This is a genomic window from Gordonibacter massiliensis (ex Traore et al. 2017), from assembly GCF_019731765.1.
Lineage (GTDB): Bacteria > Actinomycetota > Coriobacteriia > Coriobacteriales > Eggerthellaceae > Gordonibacter > Gordonibacter massiliensis.
Genome location: NZ_JAASIO010000011.1, coordinates 76385 through 94471 on the forward strand (window position 1 = coordinate 76385; position 18087 = coordinate 94471).

The 18087-nt window shown below is 64.8% G+C and carries 15 protein-coding genes; 7 read left to right on the top strand and 8 right to left on the bottom strand.

The genetic code is table 11. The features are described from left to right. Positions 1 to 33 precede the first annotated feature (33 nt). Entirely contained in the window at positions 34 to 1380 is a 1347-nt protein-coding gene (locus HCH03_RS12060) for an MATE family efflux transporter (RefSeq protein ID WP_221689706.1), read from the bottom strand. 318 nt (positions 1381 to 1698) lie between these two features. Between HCH03_RS12060 and HCH03_RS12065 the strand changes: the two genes are divergently transcribed. Continuing rightward, a complete protein-coding gene (locus tag HCH03_RS12065) occupies positions 1699 to 2481 on the top strand; it encodes a MerR family transcriptional regulator (protein ID WP_221689707.1) in 783 nt (260 codons plus the stop codon). Positions 2482 to 2972: 491 nt separating this feature from the next. Here the strand turns inward: HCH03_RS12065 and trxA are convergent, their stop codons facing one another. Further along, positions 2973 to 3281: a thioredoxin gene (trxA, locus tag HCH03_RS12070; protein WP_080143331.1), complete on the bottom strand. Its 309-nt coding sequence runs from the start codon at positions 3279 to 3281 to the stop codon at positions 2973 to 2975. Positions 3282 to 3621: 340 nt separating this feature from the next. Between trxA and HCH03_RS12075 the strand changes: the two genes are divergently transcribed. From HCH03_RS12075 to HCH03_RS12085, 3 genes are all read left to right on the top strand, one after another. After that, positions 3622 to 4545 (top strand): patatin-like phospholipase family protein, encoded by a 924-nt coding sequence (locus tag HCH03_RS12075; RefSeq protein ID WP_221689708.1) that lies wholly within the window; start codon positions 3622 to 3624, stop codon positions 4543 to 4545. Positions 4546 to 4732: 187 nt separating this feature from the next. Then, positions 4733 to 5200 (top strand): protease inhibitor I42 family protein, encoded by a 468-nt coding sequence (locus HCH03_RS12080; RefSeq protein WP_221689709.1) that lies wholly within the window; start codon positions 4733 to 4735, stop codon positions 5198 to 5200. Between the two features lie 142 nt (positions 5201 to 5342). Then, positions 5343 to 7247, top strand: a complete 1905-nt coding sequence (locus HCH03_RS12085; RefSeq protein ID WP_221689710.1) for a sensor domain-containing diguanylate cyclase — start codon at positions 5343 to 5345, stop codon at positions 7245 to 7247. Between the two features lie 120 nt (positions 7248 to 7367). Here the strand turns inward: HCH03_RS12085 and HCH03_RS12090 are convergent, their stop codons facing one another. From HCH03_RS12090 to HCH03_RS12100, 3 genes are all read right to left on the bottom strand, one after another. Beyond that, a complete protein-coding gene (locus HCH03_RS12090; protein ID WP_246600004.1) occupies positions 7368 to 8264 on the bottom strand; it encodes an ion transporter in 897 nt (298 codons plus the stop codon). An 81-nt stretch (positions 8265 to 8345) separates the two neighbouring features. Next, positions 8346 to 8669 (bottom strand): heavy metal-binding domain-containing protein, encoded by a 324-nt coding sequence (locus HCH03_RS12095; RefSeq protein WP_185905023.1) that lies wholly within the window; start codon positions 8667 to 8669, stop codon positions 8346 to 8348. A gap of 735 nt (positions 8670 to 9404) precedes the next feature. Next, positions 9405 to 10373 (bottom strand): hypothetical protein, encoded by a 969-nt coding sequence (locus HCH03_RS12100; RefSeq protein WP_221689712.1) that lies wholly within the window; start codon positions 10371 to 10373, stop codon positions 9405 to 9407. Positions 10374 to 10507: 134 nt separating this feature from the next. On the opposite strand from HCH03_RS12100, the gene HCH03_RS12105 reads away from it, so the two are divergent. From HCH03_RS12105 to HCH03_RS12115, 3 genes are all read left to right on the top strand, one after another. After that, positions 10508 to 12214 carry a cation:proton antiporter gene (locus tag HCH03_RS12105; RefSeq protein WP_221689713.1) on the top strand — a complete coding sequence of 569 codons (1707 nt, stop codon included), beginning with the start codon at positions 10508 to 10510 and terminating at the stop codon, positions 12212 to 12214. 193 nt (positions 12215 to 12407) lie between these two features. Then, a complete protein-coding gene (locus HCH03_RS12110) occupies positions 12408 to 13367 on the top strand; it encodes a hypothetical protein (RefSeq protein WP_221689714.1) in 960 nt (319 codons plus the stop codon). A 16-nt stretch (positions 13368 to 13383) separates the two neighbouring features. Continuing rightward, positions 13384 to 14490 carry a zinc ribbon domain-containing protein gene (locus tag HCH03_RS12115; protein ID WP_221689715.1) on the top strand — a complete coding sequence of 369 codons (1107 nt, stop codon included), beginning with the start codon at positions 13384 to 13386 and terminating at the stop codon, positions 14488 to 14490. 51 nt (positions 14491 to 14541) lie between these two features. Here the strand turns inward: HCH03_RS12115 and HCH03_RS12120 are convergent, their stop codons facing one another. The 3 genes from HCH03_RS12120 to thrS all read right to left on the bottom strand — a co-directional run bounded on the left by HCH03_RS12120 (position 14542) and on the right by thrS (position 17805). Then, positions 14542 to 14907, bottom strand: a complete 366-nt coding sequence (locus HCH03_RS12120; RefSeq protein ID WP_221689716.1) for a hypothetical protein — start codon at positions 14905 to 14907, stop codon at positions 14542 to 14544. Between the two features lie 162 nt (positions 14908 to 15069). Further along, complete coding sequence (locus HCH03_RS12125; RefSeq protein ID WP_221689717.1) at positions 15070 to 15627, bottom strand: hypothetical protein; 558 nt, start codon at positions 15625 to 15627, stop codon at positions 15070 to 15072. Positions 15628 to 15891: 264 nt separating this feature from the next. After that, positions 15892 to 17805, bottom strand: coding sequence for a threonine--tRNA ligase (thrS, locus tag HCH03_RS12130; RefSeq protein ID WP_221689718.1), 1914 nt, complete (start codon positions 17803 to 17805; stop codon positions 15892 to 15894). Positions 17806 to 18087 lie beyond the last annotated feature (282 nt).

Below are 18087 nucleotides of genomic sequence, written 5' to 3' on the forward strand. Positions count from 1 at the left end.
CCGCCCCGAAGGAGGTCCGTCCCCTTCGAAACGTCAGCAAGCCTCGCCCGCTCCCGCGGGCTGCACCGCCGCCTGCTCGGCGCGCCTCCGGTGGCGGAAGCGCAGGAGCGCGCCGGCCGCACAGGCCAGCAGCATCTGCACGATGGTGACCGAGAACCAGATGCCGTCCACGCCGGCCGCGCGCGCGATGCCGAACACCACCAGCACCACGAGCACGGCCTCGCCGTACACGATGGCGTTCGACGCCTTCGCGTCGTCCACCGCGTAGAAGTACGACGTGGACGCGTGCGTGAACCCGTAGAACACGTAGGCCATGGAGAAGATGGGCAGCGCGTAGGCCACGATGGCCGCCGTCTCGGCCGACGAGCCGAACAGCAGCGGCACCTGGTTGCGCAGCAGGTACATGGCCAGGAGGCCGACAGCGCCCAAGCTGATGGTTATGACGTAGTTCGTGTTCCTGAACCGCCGCACGCCGTCGGCGTCGCCCATGCCGTAGTGCTTCGAGATGAGCGGCTGGCTTCCGTCGCCCACGCCCTGGATGAGCATCTGGATGACGCAGGCCGTGTACGACACCACCGCGTAGGCCGCGAGCGCCGTCTCTCCGCCGTAGGCCGACAGGTTCACGTTGATGGCCACCACGGTTGCCTCGGGCAGCAGCGTGAGCCCGAACGGCGCCATGCCCAGCTTGAGCGCGTGCGCGACGATCTTGCCGTCCGGGCGCAGATCGGCCCGCGCGACGCGGTTCTTCTTCAGCAGGAAGAACACGAGCACCGGCACGAACGCCGCCGCCTGCGACACCGCCGTGGCGGCTGCGGCGCCGGCCGTTCCCCAGCCGAACAGCATGACGAACACGTAGTCCAGAAGCACGTTCATCAGGCCCGCGAGCACCTGCACCGCCATGGCGAAGCCCACGCGCCCTTGGTTGCGGATGAGCGGCGTGCAGCCCGTGACGAATATCTGGAACGGCACGCCCCACGCGATGACGCTCGTGTACGCCACGGCCTGCGCGAGCGTCTCGCCCTGCCCGCCCAGAAGCCGGCAGATGGGCTCGGCCGCGAACAGCAGCAGCGCCATGACGGGCAGCGCCGCCACGAGCAGCATGACGAACGTCGTGCCCACGGCGCGCCGCGACTTCGCCTCGTCGCCCGCGCCGCGCGCGATGGACGAGATCACCCCGCCGCCCATGCCGATGCCCGTGCCCACGGCCATGACGAACGCCACGAGCGGGAACGCCACGTTGATGCCGGCCACGCCCGCATCGCCCACCGCATGGCCCACGAACATGCCGTCCACGATGCTGTACACGCTCGCCAGCGTGAACGTGAGCATCGTGGGCAGGATGTAGCGCAGGTACTCCTTCAACATGCTTTTCTTGATCATGGTGATTCGCTCCGATAAGTCTCTTGCTTCAGGTATCGACCGCATGCTACTCTAAACCTTAAAGCGGCTTTAAGGTAAAGACGCAAGAAGAGATGATTCGCATAATCTTCAAACCTCGTGCCCCATCAGCAACGACGATGCGAGGACGCAAAGAGCGCCCGGACGGCAGCGTGCGAGGGAGCAGGGATCCGCACGGGTGCGAAGCAACGCGCGGATGCGAGCAAGCGCAAGGACGCAACCCGGTGGAGCGGGCGCGAGCGGGAGGGCGCGAAGCGGCCCGCGGAAGGCGACAGGACGACGCGCCTCGAAAGGAGCGGCATGGAGTACCCCAAGCGATACGACATCAAGGACGCGGCGCGCTACCTGGGCGTGGCGCCGTCGGCGTTGCGCTACTGGGAGCGCGAGGGCCTGGTGACCGCGGAGCGCAACGGAGCGAACGACTACCGGCGCTACTCCGTTCACGACCTCATCGACGCGGGCGAGATCGTGTTTTACCGCAAGCTCGGGGTTCCGGTGAAGGAGCTGCAAGGCTACCGCTCCCTTTCCCTCGAAACGCTCGACGAGGCGCTCGCCGACACGCAGTCGGACATCGAGCGGCGCATCGCCGAACTCGAGGCCGTGGGCGCCCGTCTCGCCCGGCAGCGCAACCTCAACGCCTGCGCCAAGCGCCTTGCGCGCGGAGGCATGAGGCCGGGCATCCCCGCCATCAAACGGCTCTCCCCGCTCGATTACGATTCCGAGCGGCAATGGCAGCTGTTCGTCGACGAGCCGTGGCGCTACGGCATCATCGTCGAGGCCGCGCGGCCCGACGTCTACCGCGAGGCCGTGGTGGACCTGCCCGCCTCCGAAGGCGAGACCATCTGGCCCGAAAGCGCCGAGGCGAACCGTCGCGAGAAGGGCGGCAGGGCCACCCGGTCGCTCGAGTGCCTGCTGCGCATCGATCCGGATACCGACGAGACGAACGCCCCCGCCCTGTTCGCCGAAGCCGTCCGCTACGGGTTGCGCGCGCGGCTGATCATCGGAAGCTACCTGCTGGCCGCCGCCGACGACGGCACCGACGGCCCGCGCTGGGACTACTACCGAGCCTGGGTCATCGCCTGAGCCGTTTTGGGTCTCGCGGGACAAAATCGGGAGCTATGGTAAGTTTTCCTGGCAATGCCCTCTAAACGCGCATGCGCCACCAGGGGCTTTCCCACATCATGCCGCCAGACGCCCTCAAGAACTTGCCATTGCGGTCGAATTTGTCCATGACTGAATTACTTACATAATTAGGTAGGAGCTACGCGCCCAGAGCCACGAACGCGAGGAAGCGGGCGGGCTGGCGGGCGGGCAAGGCTTCAGGCTGCTTGGGAGAATTCCGTCCGCCCTTGCGCGCGTCCAGCGCAGATCCGGCGCGGCTCCAACTTAGCCCCCGTGCGACTCCGGTCATCAGCGCAAAGCGGAGTCACGCTCTTATAGAACGAAAAGCATTTCCGCAGGACAGCGGCGAATGAAAGAACCCTCGCCCTGCGGACCTCCCGGCCCCGATACGCGAAGGGGCGCCGGTCGCGATCGCGACCGGCGCCCCTTGAAAGCCTTGCGCGCCCGACGGGCTAGGCCAGCATCGACAGGATGTTCTGCTTGGGCTGCACGCCCACGGCCTGCTTCTTCACCTGGCCGTTCTCGAACACGATGAGCGTGGGGACGCTCATGACGCCGTACTTCTGCGCGATGTCCGGGCTCTGGTCGATGTCCAGCTTGTACACGGACGCCTTGCCGGCCTGCTCGCTGGCGATCTCGTCGACCGTGGGGGCGAGCATCTTGCACGGGCCGCACCACGTGGCGAAGAAGTCGACGAGCACAGGACCCTGCGCGTCGAGCACCTTGGACTGGAAATCGGAAGAAGAAACAACCTCGCTCATGAAAAGCCTCCTTATGTGTCCGGGCCGCTGAGCGGCCGCGTCGCGGTGCCCACGGCGCCGCATCGCCGCGCCCGGCGGGCGCGCGATTCCTTCTGTTCTCCTCGTATTGTAAACGCCTTCGCTCAACTGTGCATCTAATTGTTACGGTTTGGGGCATAAATCTTGGTTTTCCCGACATTTTCACGCGGCGAGCGGTTTGCACGGCGAGCGCGCTCCACCGTTGCTCCACAGCTCGGCCGCCCCGCACGGCGGGCAGGCCGACCTTGCGGTTCGCTTTCGGAAGGCGCCGCCGCATCCTCGCTGCGCTATAATGGGCGCGAGACGCAGAAAGGATGCCCGCATGAGCGAAACGAACCCCCGCACCTCCCCTTCCCGAACCTCGGAAACCCGCGAGCCCGCCTGGCGCGGGCACGCCGCGGCGCCCGTCGACCTCGTGCTCGAGGGCGGCGCCATGCGCGGCCAGTTCACGGCCGGCGTGCTGGACGCCTTCATGGACCGCAAGCTCTTCTGCGAGCGCGTCATCGGCGTTTCGGCGGGGGCGCTTTGCGGCTACAACTACGTGGCCGGCGACGCGGGCCGCTCGTGCTACCTCAACGTGAAGTACGCGGGCGACTGGCGCTACCTCTCCATGAAGAGCTTCGTGCGCACGGGAAACGCCTGCGGCCGCGACTTCGCCTTCAACGTGATACCCAACCAGCTGGAACCCTTCGACTACGACGCGTTCAACGACTCGCCCCTGCGCCTCGTGGCCGTGTCGAGCGACCTGGACTCCGGCGAGGCCGACTACCACGAGTTCCACGACGCGCTGGACGACGTGCCCTACCTCATAGCCTCGTCGTCCATGCCGCTCGTGAGCCAGATCGTGGAGGTTGACGGCAAGCGCCTGCTCGACGGCGGCACGTGCGACAGCGTGCCCGTGCTCTACTCGCTGCTCACCGGCCCCGCCAAGCGCATCGTGGTGCTCACGCAGGACTCCGGCTACGTGAAGGGGCCGAACAAGCTCATGGCGCTTCTGCGCCAGCGCTACGGCGACTTCCCCTTCTACCTCGATAGGCTCCAGCACCGCCACTACGAGTACAACCGCCTGTACCGGGCCCTGCCGTGCCTGCACGACGAGGGGCTCATCTTCCTCATCAGGCCACCCGAGCCCGTCACCGTGGCCAGCATGGAGAAGGACCCGGCCAAGCTCATGGCGCTCTACGAGCAGGGCTACGCCGAGGCCTTGCGCGTCTGGCCCGCCCTCGAACGGTACCTGTCCGAATAGGCGATTCGGAAGCCGTCGCCGCGGGCGGCGCGCGCTCCCTCCGCCGACGCGTGGTGTAGTGTTGGTGTGCTGCCTCGCCTACCATGGCGAGGGCATGCTTCCCCGCCCCCTCGGCGCGGACGGGAGGCGGCCCCGCGGGGCGCGCTTTGCGCGAACCCGAAGGAGCAACGACGACAGGAGGTTTCCCATGAGCGTCAAAACGAACGGAACCGAGAGAACCGCCGCCCTGCCCCGCCTGCTCATGACCGCGGCGCTGTGCGCCCTCGCGCTGGTCGCGGCGGCGGCGTTGAGCTCGTGCGGCGGAGGCCAGGCGAAGTCCACCGTGGCGGTGACGCTGGAGAGCCAGGCCGGCACCGGCTACCAGTGGACCTACGTGGCGAGCCCCGACGACGTGTTCAAGGAGACGGGCCACGACACGAAGGCCGACGAGAGCAAGGCGGGCGGCACCGTCACGGACACCTTCACGTTCCAAGCCCAGAAGGGCACGGGCGACGGCGACGCCTCGATCACCTTCCTGCTGGAGCGCCCCTGGCTGAACGCCGAGGAGGACGAAGACGTGAAAACCGTCCAGTACGTGTTCAAGGTGAGCGACGACAAGAACGTCACGCTGTCCTACGCCAACGGCGAGAACGCCCCCGACCCCGTCATCTCGTAACCGCCGCGAGCTTCAACCGTTGCTCCAACCAACCCGCCGCGCGGATGCGGCGCGCCGCCGGCTGTCATAATTGGGAAAACGCCGCGCCCCGCCGCCTGGTCCGGGCGCGGCATAGGCAACGGGCATCGGGAAGAAGAGGCGCATGGGCAAGCGAATCACCTGGCGCGCGAACGCGCTCATCTGCATCATCATCCTGCTGGGTTTCGCGCTCACCTCCTACATCAGCTACCACTCGAACCGCGAGGCGTTCGAGCAGGACGCGGAGCGCGTGTCGCAGCTCACGTCCGAAGGCATCGCGCGCGACATCGACGCGCAGTTCACGCGGCCCATCGACGTGTCGCTCACCATGGCGAACGACAGCCTGCTCAAGGAGTACCTGACCGTCGAGCGCGAGCACCTCGACGACGCGGACTACCTGGAGTCGCTGCGCGCGTACCTGGACGCCTACCGGGCGAAGTACGGGTACGACTCCGTGTTCCTGGCCTCCGCCGCCACGGCGCGCTACTACCATTTCAACGGCCTCGACCGCATGCTCGACGACCGGGGCAATCCGGAGAACGACTGGTACCACGCCTTCCTTGCCGGCAGCGAGGAGTACGCGCTCAACATCGACAACGACGAGGCCACCGACGACGCCATCACCGTGTTCATCAACTGCCGCATCCTCGACGAGGACGGCGGCACGCTCGGCATCGTGGGCGTGGGCTTCCGCATCGACGACCTGCGCGGGCTGTTCTCCGCTTACGAGGAGCAGACCGGCACGAAGGCGTACCTCGTGGACGGCGCGGGCACCGTCGAGGTGGCCACCGACGGCTCGGACGACGGGCATACGAACCTGTTCGCACAGGGCGCTTTCGCCGGCTTCGACGAGCAGGTGACGGCCAGCCGCGAGGAGGATCGGAACCTGTGGTACTCCACGGACGAAGGATCGGGGTACCTCGTGGCCCAGTACATCCCCTACCTTGACTGGTTCCTCGTGGTCGATCACGACACGTCGGAGCTCGACGCGCAGACCGCCCGGCAGTTCGCGCTGGCCGCCGCGGTGATCGCAGGGGTGGTCGCGCTGGTGCTGGTGGCCACCACGAGCATATTCCGCCGCTACAACGAGCTCATCGTGAAGCAGACGGCCGCGGCCGAGCAGGAGCACAAGTCCCTGTTCCAAGAGGCCGCCGAGCAGCTCTACGACAACATCTACGAGATCGACGTCACGCACGACCGCGCCGCGAGCGAGGAGACGGAGCAGTACTTCCAGAGCCTGGGCGTGCCGCCGGGCACGCCGTTCAGCAAGGCGCTGGCCGCCATCGCCGAGAAGCAGGTCAAAGAGGAGTTCCGCCAGCGCTACCTCGACACGTTCGCGCCCGCGGCGGTGCTCGAGGCCTACGCGCGCGGCGAGGACGGCCTCTCCTACGAGTTCATGATGTCCGACGACGACGGCACGTATTCCTGGATGCGCATCAACGCGCACCTGTTCACCTGGAGCGACGACGGCTCGGTTCGCATGCTGGTGTACCGGCAGAACGTCGACGAGGAGAAGCGCCGCGAGCACGCCATGATCGAGCAGATGCAGCGCGACTCCCTCACGGGGCTCTACAACAAGGCGGCCACGCAGGAGCGCATCCGCGACCGCCTGGCCGCAGCGCCCGACGACCCGTTCGCCTTCCTCATCTTGGACGTCGACGACTTCAAGTCGGTGAACGACCGTCACGGGCACAGCGCGGGGGACACGGTGCTCACGGAGTTCGCGCGGGCCGTGAGCGGCCAGTTCCGCCGCGACGACGTGGTGGGCCGCATCGGAGGAGACGAGTTCGCGGCGTTCCTGTCCGTGCCGGACGTCGCGGCCGCGCGGAAGAAGGCGGCCGAGCTCGTGGAGGCGTTGCGCCTGGACGTGGAGACCGACGCCGGAACGTGCCGCCTGTCGGCCAGCGTGGGCGTCGCGCTCGCTCCCGCCTGCGGGCGCGACTTCGAAGCGCTGTACCGCCGGGCCGACCGCGCGCTGTACCGGGCCAAGGCGCTCGGCAAGGACTGCTTCGTGCTCGACGAGGGCTGAGGCCGGGGCTGCGAGGGACGCCGAACGCGTCATACGCGCGAGGGGCTCGCGAGCGAACCGGGCGCTCGCGTCCACGTTCAACCCCGAGCGTACGGGCCGCCTTGAACGCAAAGCGCCGGCTCAGCCCTCGTCCTCGGCGTCCCCCTCCTGCACCTCTTCGGCTTCCCGCCCCGCTTCCGGCGCACAGGCGCCGTCCTCGCGCTCCGTCTGGCGCTCGCGCCTGCGGCTCCGCGCGTCCTGGGCTCGGAACTCGGACACGAACCCCGCCGAGAAGATGCCGGCCGGAATGGCCACCACGCCGATGGAGAGCACCATGGTGAGGAACCCGATGAGGCGCCCCGCCGCCGTAATGGGCACGAGGTCGCCGTACCCCGTGGTGGTGATGGTGGTCATGGCCCAGTACATGCCGGTGAGCACGCTGTCGAACTTCTCGGGCTGCACGGGATGCTCAACCTCGTACATGAGCACGCTTGCCGTGACAGTGAGCAGCGCCAGCACCATGAACGCGGCGATTATCTCGTGGCGGCGCTTCTCGAACACGCGCGAGATGGAGCGCAGGCCGCGCATGTAGCGCGACAGCTTGATTAAGCGAAGCAGGCGGATGATGCGCGCGGCGTTGAGCATGGAGGCCGACACCGGCACCACGAGCACCAGCAGCCCCGGAAGGAACGCCAGCAAGTCGATGAGCCCCATGGGCGAAAGCGCGTAGCCCACCCGGGCGCGTGCGGGAGTGCGGCCGGGGCGCGCGAGGTCGGCCACCCACAGACGGGCCGCGTACTCCACCGCGAAGCAGACGCTCGATGCGAGACCGAACGCGAGCAGCACCTGCGACACCCCCGTCGACACGTCCACCTGAGGCTCGGTGAACACGAGCAGGGCGTTCGCCACGATGAGCGCGAACAGCGCGATGCCGAGCACCCGCGCCGCGCCGTGGGCCCGACGCACGTCCTCGAGCGCGAAGAACGTCTGCCGCTTGAACGCGGAAGCCTGCGCCCAGCGGGCGGCTTCGCCTTGCATTTTCCCGTCGTTGGTCATGAGGCCAGTATACCGGATGCCCGCGCTCCTTCAGAACATACGGCCGCGCGGAACCGATTCCGTCTACGCCTGCGCGAGGGTCACGGCCGTGCCGGAGGCGGTGACCATGAGCATGTTGCCCTGACCGAGCACCTCGTAGTCCATGTCCACGCCCACCACGGCATGCGCGCCGAGCGCCGTCGCGCGCTGCTCCAGCTCCTGCAGCGCCTCGGTGCGCGCCTGCATAAGCTCCTGCTCGTAGCCCTCGCTGCGACCTCCCACGATGTTGCGGATGCCCGCGCCGAAGTCGCGCAGGAAGTTGATGCCGGTGATGACCTCCCCGAACACGATGCCGTAGTACCCGGTGACGCGATAGCCCTCGACGGAGGGCGTGGTGGTGACGATCATAGGGTTCGCTCCTGTCCTCGTTCGCTGAGCGCGCGGCCCATCGGCCGGAAACGCGCGCAACCCAGTCTACCACGTCGCAGCGGCCGCACCGATTCGCGTCAGTCCCTTCGTCCGCTCAAGCACCCGCGACGCGCTCACCGCACGCAAGTCGAATGCGCGGAGCGCAACGAAACGATCCGCATCGCGGAAGCTCGCCCGACCATGTCCGACGCGCAGAAAGATCACGGAGCGTGCGGGCTTGCACGAATCGCGAACACGCGTCCACAACGTGCATGAAAGACGACATGGAGCCGGTGCGCCTGCAGGCAAAGACGCCAATCGCGACGCGCGGCACGGGCGCTGGCCTCCGAAAGACAGCGCGAACCCTCCTCCAGCCCCGCGCCAAGCGCAGCACCGCCTTTTCTAAGAGTGCGTAATAGTTTTCTCGCTTCTCGATGCAACTTTTTCGAGGTTATGATGGCTTGAAGCCCCGAGATCGACTTTACGTGCCGCATATGCGAGCATTTGCCCAGTTCACTTTTTTCGCGCATCCCAGCAAAAACCCTTACGGGCCATCATAGCTTCGATTTTTTTACATGACTCTTTCAATTATATTTTCCGTTGCAGCACAAGTTTTCTTCGTAGGCGTGGAACCAGCGCGACCAGCCATGCGAGCCCGCCCCAAGGCGGCTGGAATCGGCTCGGCGCACGAACGGATCCTTCGAACCGAAAGCCGAGCGCGTTACGGCCGCGTTTTCAGTCCTGTCGAGGTCCAGGCAGGTCTTGCAAGAAACCGGCTCTCAGCTCGTAACGCTTCATCATCCAGCTTGCGTTGTTGGCGGGCAATCGCTTCCCCATGCGCTTCGCCAGTGCGCGCGCCGCCTCGTCCAGCTTCCTCGCATCGAAAAACTGGTCGGTCGTCACCGTGATGACCAGCACGTCACGGATAAGCAATCCGCTGCGCCGGGAGGAATCGCGGGCCTCCGCCTTCGATCCCGAGTGGAACTGCGCGCTGTCGTATTCGACGGCAGTCTTGTGCTCCTCCCAGTACAAATCGCATTCGAAGTAGGACCTTCCCATCAAACTTCCGTGAGCGCGGGCCTCTATACGGGCGTTGAGCTGCGGCAGCTCGAACCCGTAGCCGCCCAGCATACGCGGCAGGCACAAGGCCATGGCAAGGTTCGTCTCCATGGGCGAGGCCGACCCGTTCGCGACGTAACGCAGAGCGCGGGTCGCCCGGTTCACGCCGCGTTCCCCCCGCGCGCCCTCGGCACGTTCGCGCAGCGCTTCGACCGTAGTCGGAGAACCATGAAGGCGCCTGCGAAACCCCCCGCCGCCGGAATCGAACACGTACGTCCCGCACAGCAGGTAGCCGAAGCGGACAAGCTCGACGAGAGGCAGCTCGACGGACATGTCCATGAAGGCTTGCTCGGGCGAAGCAACGTAGAGGCCCTCCTCCACGCGCGGGAACGCGCCCGGACGAACGGGCTCGGACAAAACGTGGCAGGTCAGCCCTTTCGCCTGGCTGCGATCGTTTGCACCAGCCACAGCGACGTGCACGGGCGCGGCCGAGACGCCGAAACGCCGCACGTCGAGGGCGTCGACCTCGGACTTGCTCGGACGCTCCCCCGGCAGAGGCCGGGCGCGCGCCGGACCTAAGTTCGGCAAGGGGTCGTTCGCCCGCCAGTACTCGAAGGCCGATCTATGGCTCAGATAAATGCTCATGGTTTCAGTGTAGCAAATCGCGTAGCGGAACGGCGAATCGGGAGCGTTCGCGAAGGATGCTCGTCCCGCAGGGCGAAGGTGTACAATGAGCGGGATTCACCGGTTTCGCACCCGTGCCCGAAAGGCCCCGATCCATGCCCGTCGACCTCATATCGCTCGCCATCATCGCGCTCGTCGCGGCGGCGTGCCCCATCCTCGCAAAGCTCATACCCGGCAAGCTCGTCCCCGAAACGGTGTTCCTGCTCATCGCCGGCGCGGTGCTCGGGCCGAACCTCGTGGGCGCCATCGAGCTCACCGAATCGGTGGGACTGCTGTCCGATTTGGGTCTGGCCTTCCTGTTCCTGCTGGCAGGCTACGAGATCAACCCGAAGAGCCTCACCGGCTCCCAAGGCAAGCGGGGCCTGGCAACCTGGGCCGTGTCCATCGTGCTGGCCTTTTTGTTCGTGCATTTCGCCGGCAGGCTGTTCGACAACGAGCTGGAATCGGTGGCGGTGGCCATCGCGCTCACCACGACGGCGCTGGGCACGCTCATGCCCATTTTGAAGGAGCGCGAGCTCATGGGCACGCGCGTGGGCGAGTCCGTCCTGGCCTACGGCACGTGGGGCGAACTCTGCCCGGTGCTGGCCATGGCGCTGTTGCTGTCCACGCGCGCCGAATGGAAGACCGTCCTCATCCTGCTGGCGTTCGCGGCGCTTTGCGTGCTCGTGGCCGTGGTGCCGGCCAAGGCGAAGAAGGCCGGGCACAAGCTGTTCAACTTCCTCACCGCGAACGCCGAGGGAACGTCGCAGACCATGATGCGCGTGACCGTGCTCTTGCTCGTGGGGCTGGTGGCGCTTTCGGCCGCGTTCGACCTCGACATCGTGTTGGGGGCGTTCGCGTCGGGTTTCGTGCTGCGCTACATCATCCCCGAGGGCGACCATGCGCTCGAGCACAAGCTCGACGGCGTGGCCTACGGCTTCCTCATACCCATCTTCTTCGTGGTGTCCGGCGCGAAGATCGACCTTCTGGCCGTGTTCCAGCAGCCGGCACTGCTCGTGGGCTTCATCGTGCTGCTGTTGCTCATACGCGCCGTGCCCATATTCGCGGCGCTCTCCACCGGCAAGGACACGCGCGACATCTCGTCGCACAACCGCTTGACCATCGCCCTGTACTGCACCACGGCGCTCCCCATCATCGTGGCCGTGACGTCGGTGGCCGTGAGCGCAGGCGCCATGCCGCAGGAAACGGCCAGCGTGCTGGTGGCCGCCGGCGCCATCACCGTGTTCCTCATGCCGCTTTTGGGATCGCTCACCTACCGCGTGGCCGACGCGAAGCCCATCGAGGCCGTGCGCGAGATCGCGCGCAACCCGCGCGACATCGGCGACATCCTGCGCGAGCACTGGGAGCTGGAGCGCCTGCTGGCCCGCCAAGAGGCCGCCGCCCGCCTGGCGGCCCGGCGCGACCGGCACGAGGGCCGCGAAACGCCGTGGGAGGATATCGCGTTCGGCCTGCAGCGCTCGTCGGCGCGCAAGCGGGCGTTGGACGAGGCGCTGGACTTGGCCGCGCAGGAGATGTCCGCGAAGAAGGCCGCGGCCGGCGAATCCGTGAACGAGCATGTGGCGCCTCTGGCGGAGCGGCGGCTGCAGCAGCGGGAGGAGCGGAGGCAGCGCATGGCCGAGCGCGCCGTGCGCGAGTACCACCGCCGCATGAAGGAGATGGGCAACGCGGCCGAGCGCATGGGCATCGACCGCGAGGAGGCGCGGCGCATGTTCGAGGACGCACGGGACGCCCGGGCGTCCCTCCTACGCGAATTGCACGAAGAGCCCCGCCGCGACGACGAGGAAGATGATCCCCGAGCCTAACGGCGAATCCTCACTTGGCAACGAAAGACCATCGCCTGCCCTGTGCACGGAGCTCTCCAAAACTAACCTTGGATACGTTTCACCTTAGATACGTTTCTTAGCCCGAAGCTAATGCCAAGCTAAAATTGAATAGTAAAATGATTCCGAATTGTTCATATTTGGATATAGAAGCTTGGATCGTAATGGAGACCTCATGATATGCAGTCTGTGCGGGAATCAGGTTAACGAAACAGATCGCTATTGCTTCGCATGCGGCACCGAAATCACCCGCCAACCGTCAGAACAGCGCCCCGGATCGCCCTATCCGGTGCCATACGACGAAAAGGTGCTGAGAAAAGAAGCCCGGAAAGCCAGAAAAGCAATGAGCCCGCAGCAGATAAAGTACTTGGACACCCTGCTCGAGCAATGCGACATGGCAAAACGCAACTACGATGCAGCTCTAAAGAACACGCAAGCCCGAGTCGGCCAAGCAAACTATACCCTTCACGCCTTTTTGCAGCAGTACAATCACGGAGTCGAACTTGCGGAGTCCAAGCTCGACGATGTACGTGGTCAATTTCTCAAAAAGACCGCCAAACTGTCGCCATGCACGCTTTACAAAGACCGCATCACCGTGAAGGCCGACGCTTTCCCCCTCGACTCTCTCCAGGAAGTTCGCGTTGAGGCAACAGGCGCTGTCTACGAGTCCTTCGATGTCAAGCATTCCGCCCGACCGACATTAACCAGAATCGCTGTGGGAGGGTTAGTGGCGGGGCCCCTTGGGGCCGTAGTCGGAGGGACGGCCCAAAAGCACAAAACCTCAACGACGCGCGAGGTGCACGATGACAGAAAAGTGTTCTTGACAATCTTTTCCTCTCTCGGATCGGCATCGGCATCATACCCCTTCTCCAAGGAGGCGGCGGTAAGAGAGTTTGCCGACAACATCAGGGTAGCCGCAGCAAATTACGATAGCGAAAGGCAAGCGTACGAAGCGGCCGTCGAGCAAGCAGCGAACGAGCTGTGCGCCGCTCGACAATCCACGTATCACGTCGACCAAGCAAGAGCGGCATTGCGCGCCGCAGAAAGCGACGTGAGGGAGATCGCGGCGGCTTCGTCCCACTATCTTCAATCCCAAATCACGGTTTACAACTATATCGCCCCGTTTCGCTCCTAACGAGAGAAGGGTTTTCATGTTTTGCAGACAATGCGGAGCCGAGATCGAAAAAGAAGCCCACTTGTGCCCCCGCTGCGGAGCACCCACCTCGTCAACTGGAAATTTTGCTACGAATGAGAATTCCGATCCGAACAGCCAGCAGCAATTTTACGAATACGGCGGAGAATACAACCCGCCAGGAGCGCATGTTTCTCCACCACCGCGACAACCCTTCTACAAGAAGAGATGGTTCATAATAACCGCTTTCCTTTCGTTAACGCTCGTGTCCGTCATCGTCATGATGATCGGCAAGAGCCCCTCAAAAAGCAAAGCACTCGACCAGCAGCCTGACCATCCCGGAGCCGTTTCCGAGCAACAGAGGACATACGGCAGCGACGAAGATAATCTGGCAATAGGCGAAACGGCTCGATATAGCGACTACGAGATAACGCTCGTATCCGTCGAACCATACGAAAGAGGCGACCGCGCTTATTTCGAGATCGAGGGGAAACGCAAAACGACCATTAAACGATATTGGTTCGAAGGAACAGCCGCAACCAGAAAAACCCTTTCGATCGACGAGGCATCAGAAACGCTCGATCAGTCGCTGCCAGAAAAAATCCCGCTCGCAGATGGACAGTCGTTTAACGGGTACGTCTACTTTGAAGGGGGCGGACTGTCGTCGATAAGGTTTTCAGGGGGCGTTCTTTCTTCTGATCGGACATGGAACTTCGATCAAGACGCATCGACAGCGGAGCAGCAAGAGGCAGACGAGTATTTCGCCGCCTTAGAGAAGTTCGGCCTAACTCCAGACGAATCCGAAAACGTGCGGGCCCTCTTCAACGAACTTGGAATCGCGGGATGTCAGATCGATCAAACGGAAGCCATGTTCGGCTCGGGAATAGACGAACTGCAATCGTTCAGAACATGGATAGGCATCAACCCAGAAAAAGGGAAGCTCAACCATGGTGTTTTCGAGCACCAAATCAATTTCACCTTTGAAGAACGCCGCATATTCTACGTTGAGATAACTGGATTCATCGTCGGCACGGATCAAAATAAGTCCTACACCCTCTTCAACAGCGACGAAGGCGGGTACCTTGCACGCTACATACCGGAATCCGACAGCGTGGAACCTTGGTGACCCGTGCATGCAACCGGTCCGCGCACCCCTGCGCGGCCGGGACCTGGCATGTTAGGAGTCCTCGCGTTCGGATTCTTCACGGGCGGCGTGGAGCGCCCAAACGACGAACAGGTCGACCAAAACGATGATTGCGCCCGCGAAGGCGAGCATTCCGTCGTTTCCGGGCACGTAAGACAGCCAAGCCTGCCAGCCGCCGATGCCCGCCACGCCAAGCCCGAGGAGCACGAGGAGCACGCCCATCACGCGCACTGCCTGTCCGGTGGCGGCGAAGCCCCTTTCGCGCTTCGAGAGAGCCGAAGCCCCTGCGAGCACGTGCCTCCAACGGCCGCGGGCCATCTGCACGCCCGCGACGACGAAGACGAGCCCCATCAGCAATATGCCCGCCACGAACACCGCAAAGCCCCAATCGAACCCCATGTGCCAACCCCCTCAAACGAAGCGCCCCGCCGTTGAGGGCGAGGCGCGCGTTCCGTCATGTTCAAGCAAGCACGGAAATCATCCTGGAAGAACGGAACGGGCGATCCGCCGTGCGCCTTCGTCCAGAATAGCATACCTGAAGCCGCATTCCCCGGTGCGGCGCTACCCCAGAAGGGCGCCGGCTATGTTGCGCTCGGCCGAGGCGGTGGGCGACCAGGTGTTGTTCGCGAGCTCGTAGTCGAGCACGATCGGCTCGGTCTCGGTGGGCTCGATGCCCGCCAAGGCGGTCATGACGGTTTCGCCGATCTTCTGGTTCATGGCGCTCCGGTCGAGCTCCGCGAAGGACTCGTCGCCCATGAGCTGGTCGGCCGCATCTTGCAGCGCCTTCTCGTAGGCGGAGAAGCTCTTGCACGTGAGCACGACGGTGACCTGCGCCTTGTTGCCGTCGACCGTGACGTCGTCGATGCGGTAGTCGAAGCCGTTCAGGTAGGCCTTCATGAACTCGTTCGCGTCGAGGCCGTACACTTCCAGGCCCGACATGTTCGCGCCGGACACGATCTCGGCCATGGCCGCATCGTCCTGGTTCTTCAGGCCGTCCAGCTCCTGGGTCACGCCGTCGCGGATGACCTCCTCGCTGCTCGGGCCGCAGCCCGCCAGCATCCCCAGGCACACCGTCATGAGCGCGGCGATGCACGCGACGGCTATTCTCCTTTTCCTCATACCAATCCTCTCCCATAGGTTACAACGGCTCGCGAAGTATGACGAGCCCGCACAGTATAGCGGTATCGGCACACGCCACGAGAAAACGCAAGAGGCTGTATCGAAAACGTTGATAAAGCGTCCCCAGATCGAATACACCCCCTGAACGACGAATGCCGACAACCAGAGCAGTCGCCGACATTCGTGGTATTGCGCAATTATACGGTTTTCGAAGCGCCGAGGCGACCCTCCCCCTTCGACAAAACGGCGAAGGTCGCGAAAGCCTTACAGCGCCGCGTCGCGCACGGTCTGCACCAGCTTCTCCACGTCCCACGCGCCGAGGTCGCCTTCGTGACGCTCGCGCACGCTCACCGTGCCGTTCTCGATCTCCTTGTCGCCCAGCACCACCATGTACGGGATCTTCTGGCTCTGGGCCTTCGCGATCTTCACGCGCATGGGCTCGTTCTGGTCGTACACCTCAACGCGCCCGCCTGCGGCCTTGAGCTTCTGCGCCAGCTCGGCGGCCGCGTCGTTGTGGCGGTCGGCCAGCGGCAGCACGGCCACTTGCACGGGGGCCAGCCACAGCGGCAGCGCGCCGGCGTAGTGCTCGATGAGGATGCCTAAGAAGCGCTCGATGGAGCCGAAGATGGCGCGGTGGAGCATCCAGGGGCGCTCCTCGGTGTTGTCCTCGGTGCGGTAGGTCAGCTCGAAGCGCTCCGGCATGTTGAAGTCCACCTGCACGGTGGAGCACTGCCAGGTGCGGCCGATGGCGTCTTTCACCTTGATGTCGATCTTCGGGCCGTAGAACGCGCCGTCGCCCTCGTTGATGTCGTAGGCCAGCTCGTGGCGCGCGCAGGCCTCCTTGAGCGCATTGGTGGCATGCTCCCACATGTCGTCGGTGCCGATGCTTTTCTCGGGGCGCGTGGAGATCTCGGCCTCGTAGGCGAACCCGAACGTGGACATGATGTGGTCCACGAGGTCGAGGATGGCCACCACCTCGTCCACCACCTGGTCGCGCGTGCAGAACACGTGCGCGTCGTCCTGGGTGAAGCCGCGCGCGCGCAAAAGGCCGTGCACGACGCCGCTCATCTCGTGGCGGTACACGGTGCCGAATTCGAAGTAGCGCAGGGGCAGGTCGCGATAGGAATGCAGCTCGCTCTTGTACAGCATCACGTGGCCCGGGCAGTTCATGGGCTTCACGGCGTACTCGGTGAGGCGCGGATCCTCGTCGGTGCCCTCGTTGATGTTGAAGAAGTACATGTTCTCTTTGTAGAAGCCGTAGTGGCCCGAGGTCTTCCACACGTCGGCGTTGTAGATGTGCGGGGTGATGACCTCCTCGTAGCCGCGCTCGTACAGGTCGCGGCGCAACCACTCCTGCATGGTGCGGATGATGCGCGCGCCCCTGGGAAGGTAGAGCGGAAGGCCCACGCCGGCCAGCTGGTCCATGGTGTAGATGCCCAGCTCGCGGCCCAGCTTGCGGTGGTCGCGCTTCTCGGCCTCCTCCAGGTTGCGCACGTGCTCATCAAGCTCCTTCTGCTTGAAGAACGCGGTGCCGTAGATGCGGGTGAGCATCTCGCGCTCCGCGTCGCCGCGCCAGTACGCGCCGGCCAGCTTGGTGAGCTTGAACGCGCCCAGCTTGCCGGTGGAGGGCAGGTGCGGCCCGCGGCACAGGTCGGTGAACTTGCCGATGGTGTAGGTGGTGATGACGGCGTCCTCCGGCAGCTCGGCGATGAGCTCCAGCTTGAACGGCTGGTTGGCGAAGATCTCCTCGGCCTCGGCGCGCGTGACCACGCGGCGCTCGAAGGATTCGTCGGCACGCGCGATCTCGGCCATGCGGGCCTCGATGGCGGCGAAGTCGTCCGGCGACAGCGCGCGATCGAGCTTCACGTCGTAGTAGAAGCCGTCCTCGATGGCGGGCCCCACGCCGAACTGCACGTCGCCGTAGAGGTCGACGAGCGCCGCGGCCATGACGTGCGCGGTGGAGTGGCGCAGAAGCTCCAGGCCCTCGTCGCTCTTGGCCGTGACGATGGCCACCGAATCGCCCTCGGCCACGGGGGCGGCAAGGTCGACCGGCTGGTCGTTCACGATGCCCGCGAGCGCGGCCTTCGCCAGGCCCGCGCCGATGGACGCGGCCACGTCGGCGACGGTGGCGCCGTCGGCGAGCTCCTTGTTCGAGCCGTCGGGAAGTACGATGTTCATGATGGTTCCTTTCCTGCCGGGTGCAGACAAAGCACCTGCATTGATTGAGGCCGCGTCTTGAGTGCGCGACCGTGTCCAGTATGCCACGAACGGCCTGGCGGCCAGCCGCGTCCACGATTTCAACAAACGCCGGATCGGGCGAAACGGCGCGATCCGCTCCATCAGGGCCCCTCGCCCGGCACGATGGAAACGGGCCATGATCCTGCCTTGTGAATAAATGCTATGGGGAAAGCAACAGATAGGTGACAGGAACGGCACGGGCGTCTCCTTCCCGTTACCATA

Excerpts from the sequence above, each read along its gene's own strand:
- HCH03_RS12060 (WP_221689706.1), bottom strand. The coding sequence starts at position 1,380 with ATGATCAAGAAAAGCATGTTGAAGGAGTACCTGCGCTACATCCTGCCC.
- HCH03_RS12065 (WP_221689707.1), top strand. The coding sequence starts at position 1,699 with ATGGAGTACCCCAAGCGATACGACATCAAGGACGCGGCGCGCTACCTG.
- trxA (WP_080143331.1), bottom strand. The coding sequence starts at position 3,281 with ATGAGCGAGGTTGTTTCTTCTTCCGATTTCCAGTCCAAGGTGCTCGAC.
- HCH03_RS12075 (WP_221689708.1), top strand. The coding sequence starts at position 3,622 with ATGAGCGAAACGAACCCCCGCACCTCCCCTTCCCGAACCTCGGAAACC.
- HCH03_RS12080 (WP_221689709.1), top strand. The coding sequence starts at position 4,733 with ATGAGCGTCAAAACGAACGGAACCGAGAGAACCGCCGCCCTGCCCCGC.
- HCH03_RS12085 (WP_221689710.1), top strand. The coding sequence starts at position 5,343 with ATGGGCAAGCGAATCACCTGGCGCGCGAACGCGCTCATCTGCATCATC.
- HCH03_RS12090 (WP_246600004.1), bottom strand. The coding sequence starts at position 8,264 with ATGCAAGGCGAAGCCGCCCGCTGGGCGCAGGCTTCCGCGTTCAAGCGG.
- HCH03_RS12095 (WP_185905023.1), bottom strand. The coding sequence starts at position 8,669 with ATGATCGTCACCACCACGCCCTCCGTCGAGGGCTATCGCGTCACCGGG.
- HCH03_RS12100 (WP_221689712.1), bottom strand. The coding sequence starts at position 10,373 with ATGAGCATTTATCTGAGCCATAGATCGGCCTTCGAGTACTGGCGGGCG.
- HCH03_RS12105 (WP_221689713.1), top strand. The coding sequence starts at position 10,508 with ATGCCCGTCGACCTCATATCGCTCGCCATCATCGCGCTCGTCGCGGCG.
- HCH03_RS12110 (WP_221689714.1), top strand. The coding sequence starts at position 12,408 with ATGATATGCAGTCTGTGCGGGAATCAGGTTAACGAAACAGATCGCTAT.
- HCH03_RS12115 (WP_221689715.1), top strand. The coding sequence starts at position 13,384 with ATGTTTTGCAGACAATGCGGAGCCGAGATCGAAAAAGAAGCCCACTTG.
- HCH03_RS12120 (WP_221689716.1), bottom strand. The coding sequence starts at position 14,907 with ATGGGGTTCGATTGGGGCTTTGCGGTGTTCGTGGCGGGCATATTGCTG.
- HCH03_RS12125 (WP_221689717.1), bottom strand. The coding sequence starts at position 15,627 with ATGAGGAAAAGGAGAATAGCCGTCGCGTGCATCGCCGCGCTCATGACG.
- thrS (WP_221689718.1), bottom strand. The coding sequence starts at position 17,805 with ATGAACATCGTACTTCCCGACGGCTCGAACAAGGAGCTCGCCGACGGC.